This window comes from Microbacterium sp. LB12, from assembly GCF_037150835.1.
GTDB lineage: Bacteria > Actinomycetota > Actinomycetes > Actinomycetales > Microbacteriaceae > Microbacterium.
The window spans coordinates 1-16,524 of record NZ_JBBCPF010000012.1 but is presented as its reverse complement, the minus strand read 5'-3'; the positions used below and the strand labels follow the sequence as shown (position 1 = coordinate 16,524).

The following is a 16,524-nucleotide window of genomic DNA, read 5'->3' as shown; positions in this document are numbered from 1 at the left end:
AACTTCAACTTTTCGAGTGCACCTTCGCATCGTTGCTGATCGCATAGTCCAGGCAGCGTTAGCTGCGAGGATCTTCGACTGCCAGGATCTCCGTGCGCTCTGCGCTGAGGGCCCGACGCACGCTGGTGGCTCCGACTCCGAGTACGCGGCCGATGCTCTCCCAGCTCTGATGCTCGGCCCGCATCCGCTCCGCGGTCGCGATCCGCTCGAGCGTCATCACGCTCGGGCGGCCGCCGACGCGACCTTGGCTTCGGGCGTAGTCGAGGCCGCGCTGTGTGTTGTCTCGGATCGTGTCAACCCGGAGCTGCGCGAATACGGCGACAATGCCGAAGAGGGCTCGGCCCATCGGGGTCGTCGTGTCGATCATCGGCTCGGTGAGACTGATGATGTTGACCTCACGAGTGTCGAGATCCTGCAGCGTTTCAATCAGGATTCGCTCACTGCCGGCGAGACGGTCGAGGCGTCGGACTTTGAGGGTGTCCCCCGGTCGGAGGTAGTCGAGGCAGGCGAGCCACTGCGGTCGGTCGGTGACGCGGCTGGATTCGCCGTGGTCGACGAACACTCGTTCGCAGCCGGCGGCGCGTAGCTCGGCTTCCTGCGCCTCGGGGTTCTGTTCTCGCTTCGAGACGCGGGCGTATCCGACTTCATGTGCCATGCCGAAAACGGTACTGCCGATGTTCCGGCGCGGTTAGGTTTCGGCAGGGGGTTTCGGCGGATCGTTTCACGGCGTGTCGTGCACCTAGGCGGGCTCGTCGACGAGCCCGCCGTAAACGATCGTTTTCGGTCGGCAACTATCCCGACGGCCGGAGCATCGCGGGCCTAGTCCCGATACCTGGTCATGCGCAGCAGTCGACGCTAGCGTCCGACTTGAGTCGCGGCGTCGTGAGACCGTCTTGACGCTGAGGCGTGGCGAAATTCCCAACCTCGGTCGACCGTGACCTGGGTTCATAGGCAGTGGGGTGCTAACTAACGTGTCGCAGGAGGTATTCTTGCCGTCTCTTGCAGTACAGGACATAGTGAAAGCAGAAGCCGATGACGAACGATAGCAATGCTTCGAGCCGTGAGCACTCCGACACCGATGTTCCGACCAACGATTCCGATGGGACAGTCAAGCCCGGGGGCCTGGGGGAAGACAACACCATCCCCACGAACCCCGACGGGGTAGCCGCAGGCCTCTCCGACTCGCCTTCGCACTTTAACCCAGAAGAAGACGAAGCCGCCGACGGGGACAACTGACGCTCCCGACTATCGCCTACGACCGAAGCACTCTCTCTGGTCCGCCAATCGAGCTCAACCCGTCTAGTGGTCGGAGTCGCGCGGCGAGTCTCGGACAGCGCGGGGGTCGGTAGCCCTGCTTACAACGTAAGCGGGTCTACCGTGGGCATACATCGGTCGGTCCTATCCGCATTCACGGATAGCGTGCGTGCTTTGACCGGTGGGAGGGATGGCACGTCATGTCAAAGGAATCCAGCCGGGAGTCCAGAGGGTCATCGGCTGGCCGCCTGAGCCGCGAACTCATTATCGAGACTGCTCTGGACCAGATTGATCGCTCAGGTGCGCAGGGGCTCTCGATGCGTTCGCTCGCTCAGGAGTTGGGCGTGGAGGCGATGTCTCTCTACCGGTACGTGCACGGGCGTGAGGATCTACTCGAGGGTGTGATCGCCCTGCTCCTCGGCCAGTTGACATCGGACCTGGATGACGAGTTGACAGAGCATTGGCAAGGCTTTCTGCAGGATGTCGCACATAAGGTGCGTCAGATCGCGATCGATCATCCGCAGGCGTTTCCGTTGGTGGCGACCCGTCATCCCGCGGCCCCTTGGCTGCGCCCGCCGCTTCGTAGCGTCGAGGTGGTGAACACGTTCCTCAGCGCCCTCTTGGGGCATGGGTTCACCGACGCTCAAGCGGTGGATGCGTACCGTGCCTTCAGTAGTTTCCTACTGGGTCAACTCTTGCTGGAGTCCGCGGTCCGGGGGGCTGAGACGGGCCCGGTGGAAGAACCGCTGGACGAAGGAGGCGCGGATATTCCCGAGCGCGACGGCAGCATCAGCTTGCAGGACGCGCCGGAGGTCCTGCGGCTACGGGCTCTTCTGAGCGAGGATCGCTCCGACGAAGAGTTCGAGGTATCGCTAGAAGTACTCCTCGACCGTCTCGCCCGAGAGCTGACCCAATAGACATGACGTGAGCGCCCAAGGCCGGGCAGACGTCAGCGTTTCCGAGGCGTTCCTCGAGTGGTGGTGTCCTCGGCTGTGTCATCGTCCGGGTCCACGTTCTGTCGGATCTCTCGGCCCTTCTCGACATCCTCCTGCTCCTTTGCGGCGGCCTTGTCGCTCTTGCGCGTGTCGCGTGGCGGGAGCTGGATGTCCTCCTCCGCTGCGATGCCGGCCTGCAGTTGGCGGCCGCGCTCGAGCTCAGCGTCGAACTCTGCCCCGAACAGCAGGGCGAGGTTGGCGATCCACAGCCAGAGCAGGAAGATGATGATTCCCGCGAGGGAGCCGTAGGTGCGGTCGTAGTTGGAGAAGTTGCCGACGTAGAACCCGAAGGCTGCGGTGGCGAAGGCGAGCACAATGATTGCCAGCAGGGCGCCCATGCTGATCCACCGGAATTTCGGCTGCTTCGCGTTTGGGGTGGCGTAGTAGAGGATCGCGACGACCAACACCACGATGAATATGAGCAACGGCCACTTGGCGATGGACCAGATCGTCTGGGGTACGTCGCCGATGCCGAGTGCGTCGCCGATCGCCTTGGTGACCGAGCCGGAGACGACAAGAATGATCGCGGCGATCACGAGCAGCACTATGGTGATGACGGTGACCAGCAGCTGGGCGGGCTTCAGCTTCCAGAACGGCCGGCCCTCTTCGATCTCGTAGATCCGGTTCATCGCACGGCTGAACGCTCCCACGTACCCGGATGCTGACCAGATGGCCAGCAGGATGCCGGTGACGAGGGCAAATCCGGCACCGGGGGATTCCGCGATCTGCTCGATCGGCCCGCGGATCGTGTCAACCGTGTCGCCGGGAGCGACCTGCTCGATGATTCCCAGCACCGCATCGCTGGCGGCTTTTCCCTGCCCAAAGACACCCAGCAGCGAGAAGATCGCAATCAGGCCAGGGAAGAGCGACAGCACCGCGTAGTACGTCAGCGACGCAGCGATGTCCGTGCACTGGTCCGAGGAGAACTCGCGGATCGTCTTGCGCAACACGTACTTCCAGGACCTCTTGTGCAGATCGTCTGGGGAATCGGGCTTGCCTGATGCTTCGGGATCTGGGGCGTTGCGCGGGGTGGAGGGGGCTGTGCTGGTCATTGCAGGTTCCTTCGTGAAGGGGCGGGCCCGTCGTGTGACGGGCCCGCCCGATTCGTGCGGGGTCAGCTGTCGGAGATGTTCTCGCGAGCGTGCTGAGCCTGGTCTTTCACGTCGCCGACCGCGCCTTGGGCTTCGTCCTTGACTGTGGCGACGGAGTCCTGGGCGGACGCCTTCACGGATTCGACGGACGCCTGCAACGGCTCCTTCAGATGCTCGCCGACTTCCTTCGCCGCATCGGTGACCTCGTCAACGAGAGGCTGTGCCTGCTCCTTCACGGTAGCGGCGAGGTCCTTTTCCTTCGATGATGCGGGGATGAGCGACGCCGCGAGCAGGCCGGCGCCGAAGGCGATCAGTCCGACAGCGAGCGGGTTCCCTTCCGCTTTCGCGACCGCCCGGTCCTTCAGCTCTCCCGCGTGAGAGCCCGCATCCGACAGTGATGAGCCGGCGTCGTCCGCGGCGCCCATCACGCGCTCGCGCACGGAGGTGAACGCACCGCGCACCTTGCCGAGCTGTCGGTCCACGATCTTCGACGGGGAGACCTTGTCGGCCAGGGCGTCAACGTCCATGCCGAGGTCTTGGCGGGTCCGCTCGATGTCGGCACGGATCTCGTCGGGTGAATCGCTCATCGGTTCTCCTCATTTCTCTTCAGCGTTTCGGGGATCTCTTTGAGGGTGTCCACGGTCTGCGGGACGCCCTTCACTTGCTTGATCTGGCTGCGCCCGACCAGGAACAGGATCAGGGCGATGACTGCCCACAGGACCGCGACGACAACGCCGGACCAGCCGCCGCCCATCAGCGTTCCCAGAGCCCACCACAGCGCGACGGACAGGAAGAACACCGCCATCAGTGCGCCGTAGCCGGCTGCACCCATCAGGCCCGCACCCTTGGCGGACTTCGTGGCCGAGTCCTTCAACTCTGCTTTAGCGAGGGCGACCTCCTGGCGCATCAGCGTCGAAATGTCACGGGACACTTCTCCGAGCAGATCTCCGATCGAGGTCGATGCGGCCTTCGCTTCAGACGGTGTGGGGTCGGTCATAGCCGTCCTCCCCCAGAATGTCCGGACGGCTTGCGTCCGCCTGCGAGTAGAGGGGTGTCCCGGTGCCCGTGTCGTTGCCCACCGGGACGGGCACGGACGGGTCTGGGTGGACCTGTCGAGGTGCCGGCGCGGGAGCAGGCGTTGGGGCGGCGTCCTTCTCGTCGGAGGCGTTCGCGGCGAGAGCGCGGGTGAGGCGTCCCACAACGATGCCGCCGATCGCTGCGGCGAGGATGAAGGTGCCGGGCTTACGACGCGCGTAGCGCTTGACCTCCGTGAGCACGGAACCAGGGTCCCGGTCGCCGAGCCAGGTCGCGGCAGCAGACAAACGGCCCGACACCTGCTGGACCAGATCGCTGGCGACGCCACTGCCTTCCGAGTTGGTGGCCATGGAGCCGAGCTCGTTGCTCACAGAGCGAAGGCCGCCGGCCAGACGCTGCTGCTGGGTGTGTGCCTGCTCCGACAACTCCCGCTGGGTCTGCGCGTACAGATCCTTCGCCTGCGTCTTCGCCTCCCCTACGACGGTCGCAGCCTCATCCTTGGCCGTGCCAAGAACGTCCTTCGCCTGCGTCGCCGCCGTGTCTTTCAGGTCGGCGGCTTCCTGCTTGGCAGCGTCCACCTTGCCCGAAGAACCGGGGGTGTTCACGCCCGAGCCGCTCGGGCTGGTCGTCTCATAGTTGTCCGACATTAGTGCTCCTCTCGCGGACCGACCGAACAGTCGGTGGAACCCGTTTTAGACCTACTCCCCCTTCTTCGCCAGGACCCTTGTTCCGAGCAGACTTACGGTGTATCTAGTCCGGGATCAGACACAGACTTACTTTGTAAGTTCGCATACAGTACGCGCCTCAAGCCATCGAGACAACCACCTCCTACACTCTGTTCCTTCGGCTTACTTTCGCCGTATGAACAGCAACGATTCCCCTGAGCCCCGGGAGCCGGGAGCACCCGTGTACGACAGAGACTCCCCCCACGCTGCGGTTCCCGTCGATGCGGATCACACTCTCCGCACCGATGTCCACGAGCGTGAGAAAGCAGAATTTGGCGGGTTCAAGTTCGGCTCTGCGTTCTTCGGGTGGCTGACCGCGATGGGCACCACCGTGCTCTTGACCGCGCTGGTCGCCGCGATCGGCGCCGCTATCGGGCTCGGCAACGGCACCACCCCGGAAGAGGCCGCGGACGCCGCGACAGAGAACGTCGGCGCGACCGGCATCATCAGCGCCATTGCGATCGGACTCGTCCTGCTCATCGCCTATTTCGCCGGAGGCTATGTCGCCGGACGAATGGCCCGATTCAGTGGAGCCAAACAGGGCATCGCGGTGTGGCTGTGGGCGATCGTGATCGCGATCATTCTCGCCATCGTCACCGCGATAGCCGGTTCCCAGTGGGACATTCTCGCGAACCTGCAGAGCTTCCCGCGGATTCCCGTGACCCCGGAGACTGCCACCCTCACCGGCATCCTCACCGCGGTCGGCGCCGCCATTGTTGCCCTGATCGGAGCGATCCTCGGAGGCCTGGCGGGGATGCGATACCACCGCAGGGTCGACCGTGTGGGACTCGGCCGCTAACCCTCGCGATCAACGCTCCCGACGCAACACATTCCCCAACCATCCACCGCACGACAGAAACGAAGGGCACCACTCATGATCAGCGAACAGAACATCGCCAGCCTCATCGGAGCCACCGTCACTGACTTTGACGGCAACAAGATTGGAAAGGTCGGCCAGATCTTCGTTGACCCCACCAGCGGTCGACCGAACTGGGCCACCGTAGCTACGGGCTTGTTCGGAACCTCGGAATCGTTCGTGCCCCTGGACCAGGCCGACGCCGTCGACGGAGATCTTCGAGTCCCGTACGGGAAAGACTTCGTCAAAGACGCACCTCGCATCGATGATGGCACCGACCTCACCGACAACGAACAGGACGAGCTGTACACCTACTACGGAACCGGCGCCGCTCCCGTCGACAACGCACCCGCGGACCGGGATGTGGCATCGACCGACGGATACGACACCTCCGGTCCGACGACCGACGACGCGATGACGCGGTCCGAGGAACAGCTGCACGTCGGCACGGAGCGCGTCGAGACCGGTCGAGCCCGCCTCCGCAAGTACGTGGTCACCGAGGAGGAGACTGTCACGGTCCCCGTCAGCCACGAAGAGGTTCGTCTCGAGCGTGAACCCATCACGGAGGCGAACGTCGGCGACGCGCTAGATGGTCCGGACATCAGCGAGGAAGAGCACGAGGTCGTCCTCACGGAGGAGCGCCCCGTGGTCGAAAAGGAAACGGTCCCGGTCGAGCGTGTCCGCATCGGCACAGAAACCAAGACCGACACTGAGCAGGTCAGCGCAGAGGTCCGCAAGGAAGAGATCGAGCTCGAGGGCGACACCCCCACCGACCGCTGACAACTCCCCGTTGTCAGCCCGCTGAAAGGAGAATCCGATGGGTATCGGAGATGACATCAAGAACACTGCCGAAGATCTGAAAGGCAAAGCCAAGGAATCTGTCGGCAAAGCAACCAACGACAAGTCGACCACAGCCGACGGTCACGCCGACCAGGCCAAGGCCAGCGCGAAGAAGGCTGGCGAGAACGTCAAGGACGCTCTGTCCGACAACTAACAAATCTCGCTCCCTCGTATCCGGTGCCCACGCCCCCGCGGGCACCGGATACTTCTCTGCGAGTGCTCCGTACCGGATGCTCGCGGTTCCGATTCGAATGCAGATCTGACGCGTATCCGGGCGCCAGGAATGTCACGGTTGATGGCGCACCGAAGCACACCTGCCCGTCGATGAACGTCACGGTCAGACGCGGAGGCAGGCCGCCAAGGATCGGTGAGACAATGAAGTTTCACGTCACGACGATCCCTTCATTCCCCCTGCTGGCATGGTCCGTGGCGATAAGACCGAGGAGTGCACGGCATGGGAAAGTTCATCTACGAAGGCGGACTGAAGGTCGACATCGAAGATCGGGCACTCAGCCATCTACAGCTCGTCATCTCGGCAAAGCTCCGCCGCGGTGAGCCCTTCGCGTTCACATGGAAAGAAGATGCCAGTACGGGCGGTGGACGGACAACCGTGTGGGTCCATGCCGGGAGTTCACTGGTGTACAAATACTTCGGCAGCCGGCAACCGGCAATCAATCGGGCGTGGGTCGACGCTCTCGCCTTCACCGCCAGCTCGCCCACGGGCCTGTACCTCACCCCCGAACCCGCCGGGGGCACTCGCCTCGAACGCGATCTGGATAATGCATCAGCCTGACCTGTTCACGCAAGCCCCTTAGGATCCCACCCACCCGGCTCCTACCCTGGTCGGATGAGCGAGCGCACCGCACTTCAGACGCTTGTCACCATCGACGGGGCAAGTTTCGTCCTCTCCCCGACACAGGACGCGGAACAGCTGTGCGACGACCTAGAAGTGGCCGCCGCCAGCACAGGAAGAATCGTGCGCTTCAAAGATGCAGGAGATCGACTCGTCCGTTCCCTGGTCACGCCCTCCAGTCACGTGATCATCACCGAGGAAGAAGTGACACTGGATTCCGACCAGGCAGTGTTGACACTCGGCCTGTCCGGCAGCTGGGATCTGCTCTAGTCTGCAGCAGCTTCGATCTCAGGGGCATCCAGCACTTCGTCGACGAGCGTGATCCCGCCCGACGAATTCGCGGTGTGCATTAGCTGCTCGACCCACCTGAGACTGATCGGCGGCGGCTCAACTTCATCGAAAGTGAACCGCAGCGGAATCGACGGATGAATCCAGATCGTCGAACGCCCACCCGGATCACCCTCGGGATGCTTCCACGACAACGTGAAGCTCTCATTACGACGCAACTTCGTCGCAATAACGATCTTCAGATGCGCGAGCGCCCGATCCTCAATATGAATCGGATCCACGCCATCCCCGTACACAAGACTGGCCATGAGAACCACCCTAGCGACCCGGACCCACCCCTAAGATCTAGTTTCGGCTGCTGCTAACGGCAGGACCCGCGCCCTCCGGTCATGCCCGCGCCGGAAACGATCGTTTACGGCAGGCGCACGAGTTCTCGTCGGACTCGCACCGCTAGAGCTACCAGTCACGCGGGAATGCACACGACTGGCCTTGAGTTGGATACCCCCAGGGGGTATGTTTTAATCATGAACGGGTACACCGACAACAAGGCTGATCTGCGTAAGCGGTTGAGTCGCGTCGAGGGTCAGGTGCGAGGGATCGCACGGATGGTCGACGAAGACAAGTACTGCATCGACATCCTCACGCAGGTTTCTGCAGCGACGAAAGCGCTCGAAGCGGTGGCGTTGTCGCTGCTGAGCGATCATCTGAGTCATTGCGTCGCCGAGGCCAGCGCTGAGGGCGGCGAAGTCGCGGCAGAGAAGGTCCGCGAGGCTAACGAAGCCATTGCCCGCCTGGTCCGTTCATAACCGCCACGTCTGTCTACTTGAAGGAGCACACGATGACTGATCGCATTGAACTTGGCCTGAAGGACGAGAACGCTGGCTGCGCGTGCTGTGCCGTTCCATCGAACACCGAGGCATCCACACCCACTGCGGCCTCGTCTTCCTCGGAAGAGGTTTTGGTTGCGGGTATGACGTGCTCGCATTGCGTGTCGAGCGTCAGTGACGAACTGACGGCTGTGGACGGTGTCGAGTCCGTCGACGTCGACTTGAACGCCGGCGGCATCTCCCGCGTGACCATCCACAGCGCAGCACCGGTCGATCCTGCTGCTGTGAGGGCTGCGGTCGAAGAGGCCGGCTATACCCTCGCGACCAGCCAGGCCTGAGTCGCTAACTGTCTGCACCCGGCTCGACCGGGCGCATCCGAGCAAGGAGTTCCGATGAGCCAGCACGACGAACATAGCCATCACGCCGCGCACGAGAACCACGGCAGCGCGCCGACAACGGAGCATGACCACGCGGCGATGAGCCACGATCACGACACTTCGCCAGAACATAGCGGCCATGGTGGTCACGGCGGACATGGTGGCCACGGTGATCATGTGGGCCAGTTCCGGCGGTTGTTCTGGATCATGCTGATCCTCGCGGTCCCGGTTGTCGGGTTCTCGATGATGTTCTCGATGCTGCTCGGATACCCACTGCCAGACACCGCCTGGGTCGGGTGGATCTCCCCGGTTCTCGGAACCGTCATGTATGTGTGGGGCGGTGCCCCGTTCCTCACCGGCGCGGTGAGTGAGCTTCGCGCCCGTAAGCCCGGGATGATGCTGCTGATCGCCCTCGCGATCACGGTGGCGTTCCTCGCGTCATGGGGTGCGAGTCTGGGCCTGTTGCACCACGAGTTGGATTTCTGGTGGGAGCTGGCCCTGCTGATCGTGATCATGCTGCTTGGTCACTGGATCGAGATGCGCTCTCTCGCGCAGACCACCTCGGCACTGGATTCCCTTGCCGCTCTGCTGCCCGATGAGGCGGAGAAGGTAGAGGGCGACACGACAACCACTGTCGCGCCTGCTGACTTGCTGGTGGGGGATGTCGTGGTGGTGCGCCCCGGCGGGCGGGTCCCCGCGGACGGGCGGATCGTGCAGGGCTCGGCGAGCATGGACGAGTCGATGATCACTGGCGAGTCCCGGCCGGTGCGCCGTAGCGACGGCGATCAGGTGATCGCCGGCACGGTCGCGACCGATTCTGGTGTGCGGGTGGAGATCACTGCGATCGGTGAGGACACTGCTCTGGCGGGGATTCAGAAGCTGGTGACCGAGGCGCAGAGTTCGTCGTCGCGGGCGCAACGGCTCGCGGATAAGGCGGCGGGGTGGTTGTTCTGGTTCGCGCTCGGCGCTGCCGCGATCACCGCGATCGTGTGGACGGTCGTCGGCCAGCCCGACGCCGCGGTGATCCGCACGATCACCGTGCTCGTGATCGCCTGCCCGCACGCTCTCGGCTTGGCGATCCCACTGGTTGTGTCGATCGCGACGGAGCGCGCCGCCCGTGGGGGTGTGCTGATCAAGGATCGTCTCGCGCTGGAGAGCATGCGTACCGTCGACACGGTCCTGTTCGACAAGACCGGCACCCTCACTAAGGGCACCCCCGCCGTTACCGCGATCGACCCCGTCTCCGGCACCGATTCCGACCAGTTGCTGGCGTGGGCTGCGGCCGCGGAAGCGGACTCCGAGCACCCCCTCGCCCGCGCGATCGTGAACGCGGCCAAGGAGAAGAACCTCACCGTTCCCGCGTCCTCTGACTTCGAGTCGTCCCCGGCTGTCGGAGTTCGTGCGCGTGTCGATGGACACGTTGTGCAAGTCGGTGGACCGTACATGCTCGAGCAGGAGAACGCCCACGAGCTGCCGGTTGCCGACGAGTGGCGCAATGAGGGTGCGATCATCCTCCACGTCCTCGTCGACGGCAAGGTTGCGGGCGCTCTACGCCTGGCAGACGAGATCCGCTCCGAGTCGCGTCACGCAGTCGAGGCCCTCCATGAGCGCGGTGTGCAGGTGGTCATGATCACCGGTGATGCCGATGCGGTCGCCGCCTCCGTGGCGGGCGAGCTGGGCATCGATCGTTACTTCGCCGGGGTGCGACCGGAGGACAAGGCCTCGAAGGTCAAAGAGCTGCAAGGCGAAGGCCGGAAGGTCGCGATGGTCGGAGACGGTGTGAACGATGCGCCTGCGCTCGCGCAGGCGGATGTCGGTATCGCCATCGGTGCGGGAACGGATGTCGCGATCGCCTCCGCCGGCGTCATCCTCGCCAGCGACGACCCCCGGTCGGTGCTCTCGGTGATCGAACTGTCCCGAGCCAGCTACCGGAAGATGAAGCAGAACCTCTGGTGGGCCGCCGGCTACAACCTCCTCTCCGTCCCGCTCGCAGCAGGCGTACTCGCCCCCATCGGTTTCGTGCTCCCGATGTCCGTGGGTGCCGTGCTGATGTCGTTGTCGACCATCGTCGTCGCGCTCAACGCGCAGCTGCTGCGCCGGCTGGACCTGCGCCCCGACGCAGTGGCCAGCAAGTAGCAAGAAACAGTCGGGACGACGGACGTAGGCTGATAGGAACGGGAGGTGAGTATGTCGCTGATCAACGTCGCACAACAGGTGCGGGGACCGCGCACGCTCACTCACACCGTCTTGGCCGTCATCGCGGTCGCCGTGGGCATCATTCGCGCACACTCAATGCCGTCGCGACGTTTCTCCGCGATAGCGACACATCAGGCTCATGACGGGCTGATACCAGAGGAAGAAGAACAGGGCATCTGGGTGCACGGTGGTCGCCATGACATCTTCGAATCGCCGACCGATTCCTGCACTATCTCGATCGGTGTCCTATCGAGTGGACCTGCCTGAGCACCTCCGATGCCTTGGCGAGCAGTCCCGGCGATGCTTTCCCTCGGCACCACGAGCGCACCGTCCATGCCGATGACGATTGATCGCTCGTACCCACCCCGCGACGAGCGACATGCCTCCGTCAAGCATCGGGCGGGTGGCGACGCGCAGCGTGTTCAGCACGGTACGGATGGGGACAGGGAGCGGGTCCGTGACGACTATGCAGGCCGGAACGGTCACATCCGGCACGACGATACCGAGCACACCCAGCTGTGCGGGAGCCCCAGCACCTGTCGCGAGCACAAGCCGAGACGCGTCGGTTGCTTTCCGTTTGCAAGGCGCACGCCGCGAACGGGGGCCGCCCGCGGCCGCCTCCGCCGCAGGCCCTTGGATTAGGTGTGGCAAATAGCCCCACCCCCTCCCCCGGGTTGAGGATCGCATCTTCGTCGGGGACAGCTTGGACGCACGTCCGCGAATCGTGTCGCGACCGGAGGCAAGCGAAACTTGCGGCTATCGATGGAGACGACGGTGCCAAAACCTGGTGGTGTGGCCCATTGAGGAATCACTACATCGCCGGAGATCGAACGCAAGTCATGAGCTTGCCAACGACCGGGGAGCAGTTACCTCCTGCAACCCAGCGATAGTCGCCCTGATTTGTGCCCCGCGCCGCTCTTAGTGCGGCGCGACCGGTGCCCAGGCGTCGGTACCGACCTCAGCAGGCAACTCCTGCTCGTCGAAGCGGTCGACTTGGAAGGCCGACAGCACAGGCGACGCCATGCCAGTGAGCACCTGTTCAGCCATGAGCTCCCCGAGGATCAACCCAAGAGTCGCACCGGAGTGAGTGAACAGGGTGAAGAGACCGCGGATGCCGGGGACGGCACCGGCGACCGGATCACCGTCTCCGGGAATCGGCTTCCACCCGGCGCCGACGTGCCCGGCGACCAGCGTCGGCGCTCCCGTGAGCACCTTCGACGCCTCGTCGAGCAGGCCCTGGACCGACTCCTCAGGCACCGTGATCGAGCCGTCGTCGCCGACGATGACCGACTCCTCGGCCCAGCCCGCATCGAGCACGAGCCGGCGATCCGGTGTCGGACGCACGGCGACCCGCGGCGTGTTCAGCACCGTGCGCACCTCGAAGTCCACCGGCTCGGTGAAGAGCACGAACGCCGCAGGTGACGCATCGGGCACCACCACGCCCAGTTCGGCGAGCTGCCCCGGCACGCTGGGTCCGGTCGCGAGCACCACGCGGTCGGCGGCTATGCGGCTTCCGTCCTCGAGCACGACACCGACGACCGCGTCGTCGTGAACCTCGACGCGTGCCTCGCCGGCATTCTCGATGATCGTCGCTCCGTCGTTCCGCGCCTCGTCCACGAACGCGGCGATCACGTGCGGCAGGTTCACCCATCCCTCGCCGGGGTTGAAGATCGCGCCCTCGTCGGCCACCGCATCGGCGTTCACATCCGGCGCGTGGCGTGCGACGTCAGCCCGGTCCATCCACACGGCGTCGTACCCGCCGGCCCGCTCGAAGTCGAACGTCGAGCGGAAGCTCTCACCCGGACCCGCCCACTTCAGCGCCCCGTCGAATCGCAGGTAGGCGCTGCTGTCGGGTCGGGTTGCGCTCCAGGTGCGGTAGCGGTCGATGCCGAGCAGGCGCAGGTAGTGGTACTCCGTCGAGCGGTCGCCCGAGGAGTTCAGCCACGCGATGGAACGGCCCGATGCGCCGTCGGCCAGCGCGCCGCGGGTGACGAGGGTGACGTCGGCGCCGGCCCGCGCGAGGTGCGCCGTGGTCGATGCGCCGAGGATGCCGCCGCCGATGACGACGATCTTCTCGGATCCAGTTACAGACATGTTCTTCCTTACTTCTCTTCTGTCGTTACTTCTGTTGTGCGGCCGCGTGCGCGGCCGCGATCACGCGCAGCCCGGCCACGGCATCCGTCGGATCGACCGGAACGGCCGCGCCGTCGTTGATCGCGGATGCGACTCCGGCGTAGAACGCCCCATAGTCGCCGCGAACGCTCGGAATCCGTTCGCTGTGCTCGCCGGCGTCGAGGGTTCCCCATGCGGCTTCCGGCGTTTCACCGAATCCGGGGTCGCCGGGGCGCGCACCCGAGATCATCGCGGGCTCCTGTCCGTCCAGCCCGCACGACGTGTACGCCGCCTCGGACCCGAGTACCCGGAATCGCGGCCCCGGAGTGGGAGCCACAGCGCTCATCCAGAGGTGCGAGCGGACCCCGTTCTCGTGTTCCAGGGCGAGGAAGACATCGTCGTCAGCGGCCACCCCCTCGCGCCGGCGATCGATCTCGGCGTACACATCGCGCACGGGACCGAACAGCTGCAGGGCCTGGTCGATCAGATGCGGGCCCAGGTCGAACAGGATGCCGCCGGCCTCGGATGCCGGGGCATCGGCCTTCCACCCCTGCGGAGCCTGCGGCTGCCACCAGGTGAACCGCGACTCGAAACGCCGGATCTCTCCCAGCCGTCCGGATCGCACCAGCTCTCGGAGTGTGAGGAAGTCGCCGTCCCACCGCCGGTTCTGGAAGACGGTGAGCCTCAGTCCCTCGGAGGCGGCGAGAGCGATGAGTGCCTCACCCTGCGCGGCATCGGCCACGAAGGGCTTGTCTACGACGACGTGGCATCCCGCCCGCAGAGCCGCCTCCGCGAGGGCGGCATGCGTGCCGCTCGGGGAGGCGACGACGACGAGGTCGATATCGGCGGCATCCGTCCACAGCGAGTCGGCGTCAGGCAGCACCCGCGCCTGCGGGTGCTGCCGCCGAGCCTGCGCCGCCCGATCCGGGTCGGCGGTGACGATCACGTCGATCTCGAACTCCGCGCTCGCCGCGAGGAACGGTGCGTGGAAGATCCGCCCTGCCGTGCCGAAGCCGATGATCGCGGTGTGGATCGCCATTAGAGCACCTCGGAGAGGAACAGCCGCAGCCGGTCGCTCTTCGGGGCGTCGAAGATCTCCTCGGGTGTTCCGGCCTCGACCACACGGCCCTCGTCCATGAACACGACCTGGTCGGCGACCTTGCGGGCGAAGCCCATCTCGTGTGTGACGACGAGCATGGTCATTCCGCGCTGCGCCAGCTCGGCCATCAGATTCAGCACACCCTTCACGAGCTCGGGGTCGAGCGCGCTGGTGGCCTCGTCGAAGAGCATCAGTTCCGGTTCCATGGCGAGCGCCCTGGCGATGGCGACGCGCTGCTGCTGCCCACCCGAGAGGTCGCGCGGTCGGTGATCGGCGCGCTCCGCGAGACCCACCTCGGTGAGTCGGGCGAGGGCGATACGCTCGGCCTCGCCCTTCGACTTGCGCTTCACGTTGCGCAGCGCCAGCGCCACGTTCTCGAGCGCGGTGTGATCGGGGAAGAGGTTGAAGTGCTGGAAGACGAGACCCGCGCGGCGGCGCAGCACGTCGGGCTTCAGCGCGAGCGCATCGTCGTCGGCCAGCAGCACACGGCCGCCCTTCGGCTCGTGCAGACGGTTCACCCCGCGAAGCAGCGTGGACTTGCCCGAGCCCGAGGGGCCGATGATGCACGTCGTGGTGCCGGGTTCGACGGTGATCGAGACGTCGCGGATCACGTCGATGTCGCCGTACGCCATCTCGAGGTTCTCGATCTGCAGACGGGAGCCCTCGTAGAAGTGGCCGTCGGTCACGGGGAGGGGCGAGGTGTAGGTCATGTGTTCTCTCCTCGGGTGTAGACCGGGCTGAGCGGGGGCTGCTGTTCGGCGACCTCTTCGAGGCCGCTCTTGGGCGGGGACGCCTTGCGACGACCCGTGCGGAAGCGGTTGTCGAAGTAGTTGACGAGGTGGGTCAGCGGCACCGTGATCACGAGATAGAAGACGCCGGCCATCACCAGCGGCGACAGGTTTCCGGTGAGGACTGCAGCATCCTGCCCGACGCGGAAGAGCTCACGCTCACTCACCAGCAGACCCAGGAAGTACACCAGGCTCGAGTCCTTCACGATCGCGATGAACTGGTTGACCAGCGCCGGCAGCACGCGGCGGATGCCCTGCGGCACGACCACGAGCCGCATCGCGCTGCCGTACGTCATCCCGAGAGCGCGGCACGCCTCGAGCTGGCCGCGTTCGACGCTCTGGATGCCGGCGCGGAAGATCTCGCCGATGTAGGCACCGGCGATCAGGCTCAGCGCGAGGATCCCGAGCGGGTAGGGAGACGGGCCGAAGACCTGCCGACTCAGTGCCGCGAAGCCCTGGCCGATGAGCAGGATGGTGAGGATCGCGGGGAGGCCGCGGAAGATGTCGGTGTAGATGCGGGCGGGAACCCGCAACCAGGCGGTGCGGGAGACGCCCATGACCGCGAGGATCATGCCGATCACGATGCCGAGCACCGTGGCCGCGAGCGAGATGATGAGCGTGTTGACGAGGCCTGTTCCGAGCAGCTGCGGCATGACCTGCAGCATCGCGTCGAAGTCGAGGAACGTCTTGATGATCTTGTCGAGCCAGTCCATGAGGATCTCCTAGTCAGGATGCGGGGCCGAAGCCCCGCATCCGTTGGGGGCGACTACTCGCCGTCGTCGCCCTCGCCCTGCTCTGCGCTGGGGAGGTACTGGTCGGGCATCGGGGAGCCGGGGAACCACTTCTCGTAGAGCTCCTTCCACGTGCCGTCCTCCATCGCCTCGTGCAGGGCGTCGTCCAGGGCCTTCTTGAACTCGTCCTTGCCCTTGGCGATCGCGAAGCCGGCCGGGGCGTCGAACGACGGGATGTCGATGGCGTTCTTGAGGCCGTACTGCTCGGCGTACTCCTTCGCCGCCTCGAAGTCGAGGAAGTGCGCGTCGACCGAGCCGCTGTTGACGGCGGAGATCGCGGAGTTGTTGTCGGGGAAGCGCACGAGCTCGGTGTCGGTGAAGTTCTTCACCGCGTACGCCTCCTGCAGAGTGCCCTGCACGACGCCGAGACGCTTGCCAGCCAGGCTGTCCTCGTCGG

The 16,524-nt window shown here is 65.0% G+C and carries 21 protein-coding genes; 10 read left to right on the top strand and 11 right to left on the bottom strand.

Features of this window, described 5'->3' with window-relative positions:
- Nucleotides 1-58 precede the first annotated feature (58 nt).
- The gene (locus WFM69_RS16765; RefSeq protein WP_337006695.1) at nucleotides 59-655 is read right to left on the bottom strand and encodes a recombinase family protein; all 597 of its coding nucleotides are present in this window, start codon (nucleotides 653-655) and stop codon (nucleotides 59-61) included.
- A 799-nt stretch (nucleotides 656-1,454) separates the two neighbouring features.
- Here WFM69_RS16765 and WFM69_RS16760 point away from each other — a divergent pair.
- Nucleotides 1,455-2,171, top strand: a complete 717-nt coding sequence (locus WFM69_RS16760; RefSeq protein ID WP_127481604.1) for a TetR/AcrR family transcriptional regulator C-terminal domain-containing protein — start codon at nucleotides 1,455-1,457, stop codon at nucleotides 2,169-2,171.
- A 32-nt stretch (nucleotides 2,172-2,203) separates the two neighbouring features.
- Here the strand turns inward: WFM69_RS16760 and WFM69_RS16755 are convergent, their stop codons facing one another.
- From WFM69_RS16755 to WFM69_RS16740, 4 genes are all read right to left on the bottom strand, one after another.
- Nucleotides 2,204-3,301 carry a YihY/virulence factor BrkB family protein gene (locus tag WFM69_RS16755; RefSeq protein ID WP_127481603.1) on the bottom strand — a complete coding sequence of 366 codons (1,098 nt, stop codon included), beginning with the start codon at nucleotides 3,299-3,301 and terminating at the stop codon, nucleotides 2,204-2,206.
- 62 nt (nucleotides 3,302-3,363) lie between these two features.
- Nucleotides 3,364-3,927 carry a DUF3618 domain-containing protein gene (locus tag WFM69_RS16750; protein ID WP_058631421.1) on the bottom strand — a complete coding sequence of 188 codons (564 nt, stop codon included), beginning with the start codon at nucleotides 3,925-3,927 and terminating at the stop codon, nucleotides 3,364-3,366.
- A complete protein-coding gene (locus tag WFM69_RS16745; RefSeq protein WP_046746438.1) occupies nucleotides 3,924-4,337 on the bottom strand; it encodes a phage holin family protein in 414 nt (137 codons plus the stop codon). Before WFM69_RS16745 ends, WFM69_RS16750 begins: the two co-directional genes overlap by 4 nt.
- Complete coding sequence (locus WFM69_RS16740) at nucleotides 4,315-5,022, bottom strand: hypothetical protein (RefSeq protein WP_127481602.1); 708 nt, start codon at nucleotides 5,020-5,022, stop codon at nucleotides 4,315-4,317. The genes WFM69_RS16745 and WFM69_RS16740 overlap by 23 nt, the downstream gene beginning before the upstream one ends.
- A gap of 214 nt (nucleotides 5,023-5,236) precedes the next feature.
- On the opposite strand from WFM69_RS16740, the gene WFM69_RS16735 reads away from it, so the two are divergent.
- The 5 genes from WFM69_RS16735 to WFM69_RS16715 all read left to right on the top strand — a co-directional run bounded on the left by WFM69_RS16735 (nucleotide 5,237) and on the right by WFM69_RS16715 (nucleotide 7,919).
- Nucleotides 5,237-5,899: a hypothetical protein gene (locus tag WFM69_RS16735; RefSeq protein WP_206516654.1), complete on the top strand. Its 663-nt coding sequence runs from the start codon at nucleotides 5,237-5,239 to the stop codon at nucleotides 5,897-5,899.
- A 75-nt stretch (nucleotides 5,900-5,974) separates the two neighbouring features.
- The gene (locus WFM69_RS16730) at nucleotides 5,975-6,736 is read left to right on the top strand and encodes a DUF2382 domain-containing protein (protein ID WP_127481601.1); all 762 of its coding nucleotides are present in this window, start codon (nucleotides 5,975-5,977) and stop codon (nucleotides 6,734-6,736) included.
- Nucleotides 6,737-6,773: 37 nt separating this feature from the next.
- Nucleotides 6,774-6,950: a CsbD family protein gene (locus WFM69_RS16725; protein WP_082066565.1), complete on the top strand. Its 177-nt coding sequence runs from the start codon at nucleotides 6,774-6,776 to the stop codon at nucleotides 6,948-6,950.
- A 300-nt stretch (nucleotides 6,951-7,250) separates the two neighbouring features.
- Nucleotides 7,251-7,589: a DUF7882 family protein gene (locus WFM69_RS16720; protein WP_127481600.1), complete on the top strand. Its 339-nt coding sequence runs from the start codon at nucleotides 7,251-7,253 to the stop codon at nucleotides 7,587-7,589.
- A 54-nt stretch (nucleotides 7,590-7,643) separates the two neighbouring features.
- On the top strand, nucleotides 7,644-7,919 hold the full coding sequence (locus WFM69_RS16715) for a hypothetical protein (RefSeq protein ID WP_127481599.1): 276 nt from the start codon (nucleotides 7,644-7,646) through the stop codon (nucleotides 7,917-7,919).
- Here WFM69_RS16715 and WFM69_RS16710 read toward each other — a convergent pair.
- Nucleotides 7,916-8,245 carry a DUF7882 family protein gene (locus tag WFM69_RS16710; RefSeq protein WP_045264356.1) on the bottom strand — a complete coding sequence of 110 codons (330 nt, stop codon included), beginning with the start codon at nucleotides 8,243-8,245 and terminating at the stop codon, nucleotides 7,916-7,918. The genes WFM69_RS16715 and WFM69_RS16710 overlap by 4 nt on opposite strands.
- Nucleotides 8,246-8,461: 216 nt before the next feature.
- Between WFM69_RS16710 and WFM69_RS16705 the strand changes: the two genes are divergently transcribed.
- The 4 genes from WFM69_RS16705 to WFM69_RS16690 are packed head-to-tail and all read left to right on the top strand — an operon-like array spanning nucleotide 8,462 to nucleotide 11,604.
- Complete coding sequence (locus tag WFM69_RS16705; RefSeq protein ID WP_167255901.1) at nucleotides 8,462-8,743, top strand: metal-sensitive transcriptional regulator; 282 nt, start codon at nucleotides 8,462-8,464, stop codon at nucleotides 8,741-8,743.
- Nucleotides 8,744-8,775: 32 nt separating this feature from the next.
- On the top strand, nucleotides 8,776-9,102 hold the full coding sequence (locus tag WFM69_RS16700) for a heavy-metal-associated domain-containing protein (RefSeq protein WP_129172371.1): 327 nt from the start codon (nucleotides 8,776-8,778) through the stop codon (nucleotides 9,100-9,102).
- Nucleotides 9,103-9,156: 54 nt separating this feature from the next.
- On the top strand, nucleotides 9,157-11,277 hold the full coding sequence (locus WFM69_RS16695; RefSeq protein ID WP_271986247.1) for a heavy metal translocating P-type ATPase: 2,121 nt from the start codon (nucleotides 9,157-9,159) through the stop codon (nucleotides 11,275-11,277).
- Between the two features lie 45 nt (nucleotides 11,278-11,322).
- On the top strand, nucleotides 11,323-11,604 hold the full coding sequence (locus WFM69_RS16690; protein WP_337006685.1) for a hypothetical protein: 282 nt from the start codon (nucleotides 11,323-11,325) through the stop codon (nucleotides 11,602-11,604).
- A gap of 651 nt (nucleotides 11,605-12,255) precedes the next feature.
- Here WFM69_RS16690 and WFM69_RS16685 read toward each other — a convergent pair.
- The 5 genes from WFM69_RS16685 to WFM69_RS16665 all read right to left on the bottom strand — a co-directional run.
- Nucleotides 12,256-13,431, bottom strand: a complete 1,176-nt coding sequence (locus WFM69_RS16685) for an NAD(P)/FAD-dependent oxidoreductase (RefSeq protein ID WP_137772158.1) — start codon at nucleotides 13,429-13,431, stop codon at nucleotides 12,256-12,258.
- Nucleotides 13,432-13,456: 25 nt separating this feature from the next.
- Nucleotides 13,457-14,488 (bottom strand): Gfo/Idh/MocA family protein, encoded by a 1,032-nt coding sequence (locus WFM69_RS16680; protein ID WP_137772157.1) that lies wholly within the window; start codon nucleotides 14,486-14,488, stop codon nucleotides 13,457-13,459.
- The gene (locus WFM69_RS16675; RefSeq protein ID WP_137772156.1) at nucleotides 14,488-15,258 is read right to left on the bottom strand and encodes an amino acid ABC transporter ATP-binding protein; all 771 of its coding nucleotides are present in this window, start codon (nucleotides 15,256-15,258) and stop codon (nucleotides 14,488-14,490) included. The genes WFM69_RS16680 and WFM69_RS16675 overlap by 1 nt, the downstream gene beginning before the upstream one ends.
- Nucleotides 15,255-16,049, bottom strand: a complete 795-nt coding sequence (locus WFM69_RS16670; protein WP_137772155.1) for an amino acid ABC transporter permease — start codon at nucleotides 16,047-16,049, stop codon at nucleotides 15,255-15,257. The genes WFM69_RS16675 and WFM69_RS16670 overlap by 4 nt, the downstream gene beginning before the upstream one ends.
- A gap of 53 nt (nucleotides 16,050-16,102) precedes the next feature.
- On the bottom strand, nucleotides 16,103-16,524 hold a 422-nt coding region (locus tag WFM69_RS16665; protein ID WP_337006679.1), incomplete at its 5' end, for a transporter substrate-binding domain-containing protein.

Bases quoted from the DNA above. Each gene is read 5' to 3' on its own strand.
- WFM69_RS16755 (WP_127481603.1), bottom strand. From the start codon at position 3,301: ATGACCAGCACAGCCCCCTCCACCCCGCGCAACGCCCCAGATCCCGAA.
- WFM69_RS16700 (WP_129172371.1), top strand. From the start codon at position 8,776: ATGACTGATCGCATTGAACTTGGCCTGAAGGACGAGAACGCTGGCTGC.
- WFM69_RS16715 (WP_127481599.1), top strand. From the start codon at position 7,644: ATGAGCGAGCGCACCGCACTTCAGACGCTTGTCACCATCGACGGGGCA.
- WFM69_RS16740 (WP_127481602.1), bottom strand. From the start codon at position 5,022: ATGTCGGACAACTATGAGACGACCAGCCCGAGCGGCTCGGGCGTGAAC.
- WFM69_RS16730 (WP_127481601.1), top strand. From the start codon at position 5,975: ATGATCAGCGAACAGAACATCGCCAGCCTCATCGGAGCCACCGTCACT.
- WFM69_RS16685 (WP_137772158.1), bottom strand. From the start codon at position 13,431: ATGTCTGTAACTGGATCCGAGAAGATCGTCGTCATCGGCGGCGGCATC.
- WFM69_RS16675 (WP_137772156.1), bottom strand. From the start codon at position 15,258: ATGACCTACACCTCGCCCCTCCCCGTGACCGACGGCCACTTCTACGAG.
- WFM69_RS16710 (WP_045264356.1), bottom strand. From the start codon at position 8,245: ATGGCCAGTCTTGTGTACGGGGATGGCGTGGATCCGATTCATATTGAG.
- WFM69_RS16750 (WP_058631421.1), bottom strand. From the start codon at position 3,927: ATGAGCGATTCACCCGACGAGATCCGTGCCGACATCGAGCGGACCCGC.
- WFM69_RS16725 (WP_082066565.1), top strand. From the start codon at position 6,774: ATGGGTATCGGAGATGACATCAAGAACACTGCCGAAGATCTGAAAGGC.
- WFM69_RS16760 (WP_127481604.1), top strand. From the start codon at position 1,455: ATGTCAAAGGAATCCAGCCGGGAGTCCAGAGGGTCATCGGCTGGCCGC.
- WFM69_RS16705 (WP_167255901.1), top strand. From the start codon at position 8,462: ATGAACGGGTACACCGACAACAAGGCTGATCTGCGTAAGCGGTTGAGT.
- WFM69_RS16680 (WP_137772157.1), bottom strand. From the start codon at position 14,488: ATGGCGATCCACACCGCGATCATCGGCTTCGGCACGGCAGGGCGGATC.
- WFM69_RS16695 (WP_271986247.1), top strand. From the start codon at position 9,157: ATGAGCCAGCACGACGAACATAGCCATCACGCCGCGCACGAGAACCAC.
- WFM69_RS16745 (WP_046746438.1), bottom strand. From the start codon at position 4,337: ATGACCGACCCCACACCGTCTGAAGCGAAGGCCGCATCGACCTCGATC.
- WFM69_RS16735 (WP_206516654.1), top strand. From the start codon at position 5,237: ATGAACAGCAACGATTCCCCTGAGCCCCGGGAGCCGGGAGCACCCGTG.
- WFM69_RS16720 (WP_127481600.1), top strand. From the start codon at position 7,251: ATGGGAAAGTTCATCTACGAAGGCGGACTGAAGGTCGACATCGAAGAT.
- WFM69_RS16765 (WP_337006695.1), bottom strand. From the start codon at position 655: ATGGCACATGAAGTCGGATACGCCCGCGTCTCGAAGCGAGAACAGAAC.
- WFM69_RS16670 (WP_137772155.1), bottom strand. From the start codon at position 16,049: ATGGACTGGCTCGACAAGATCATCAAGACGTTCCTCGACTTCGACGCG.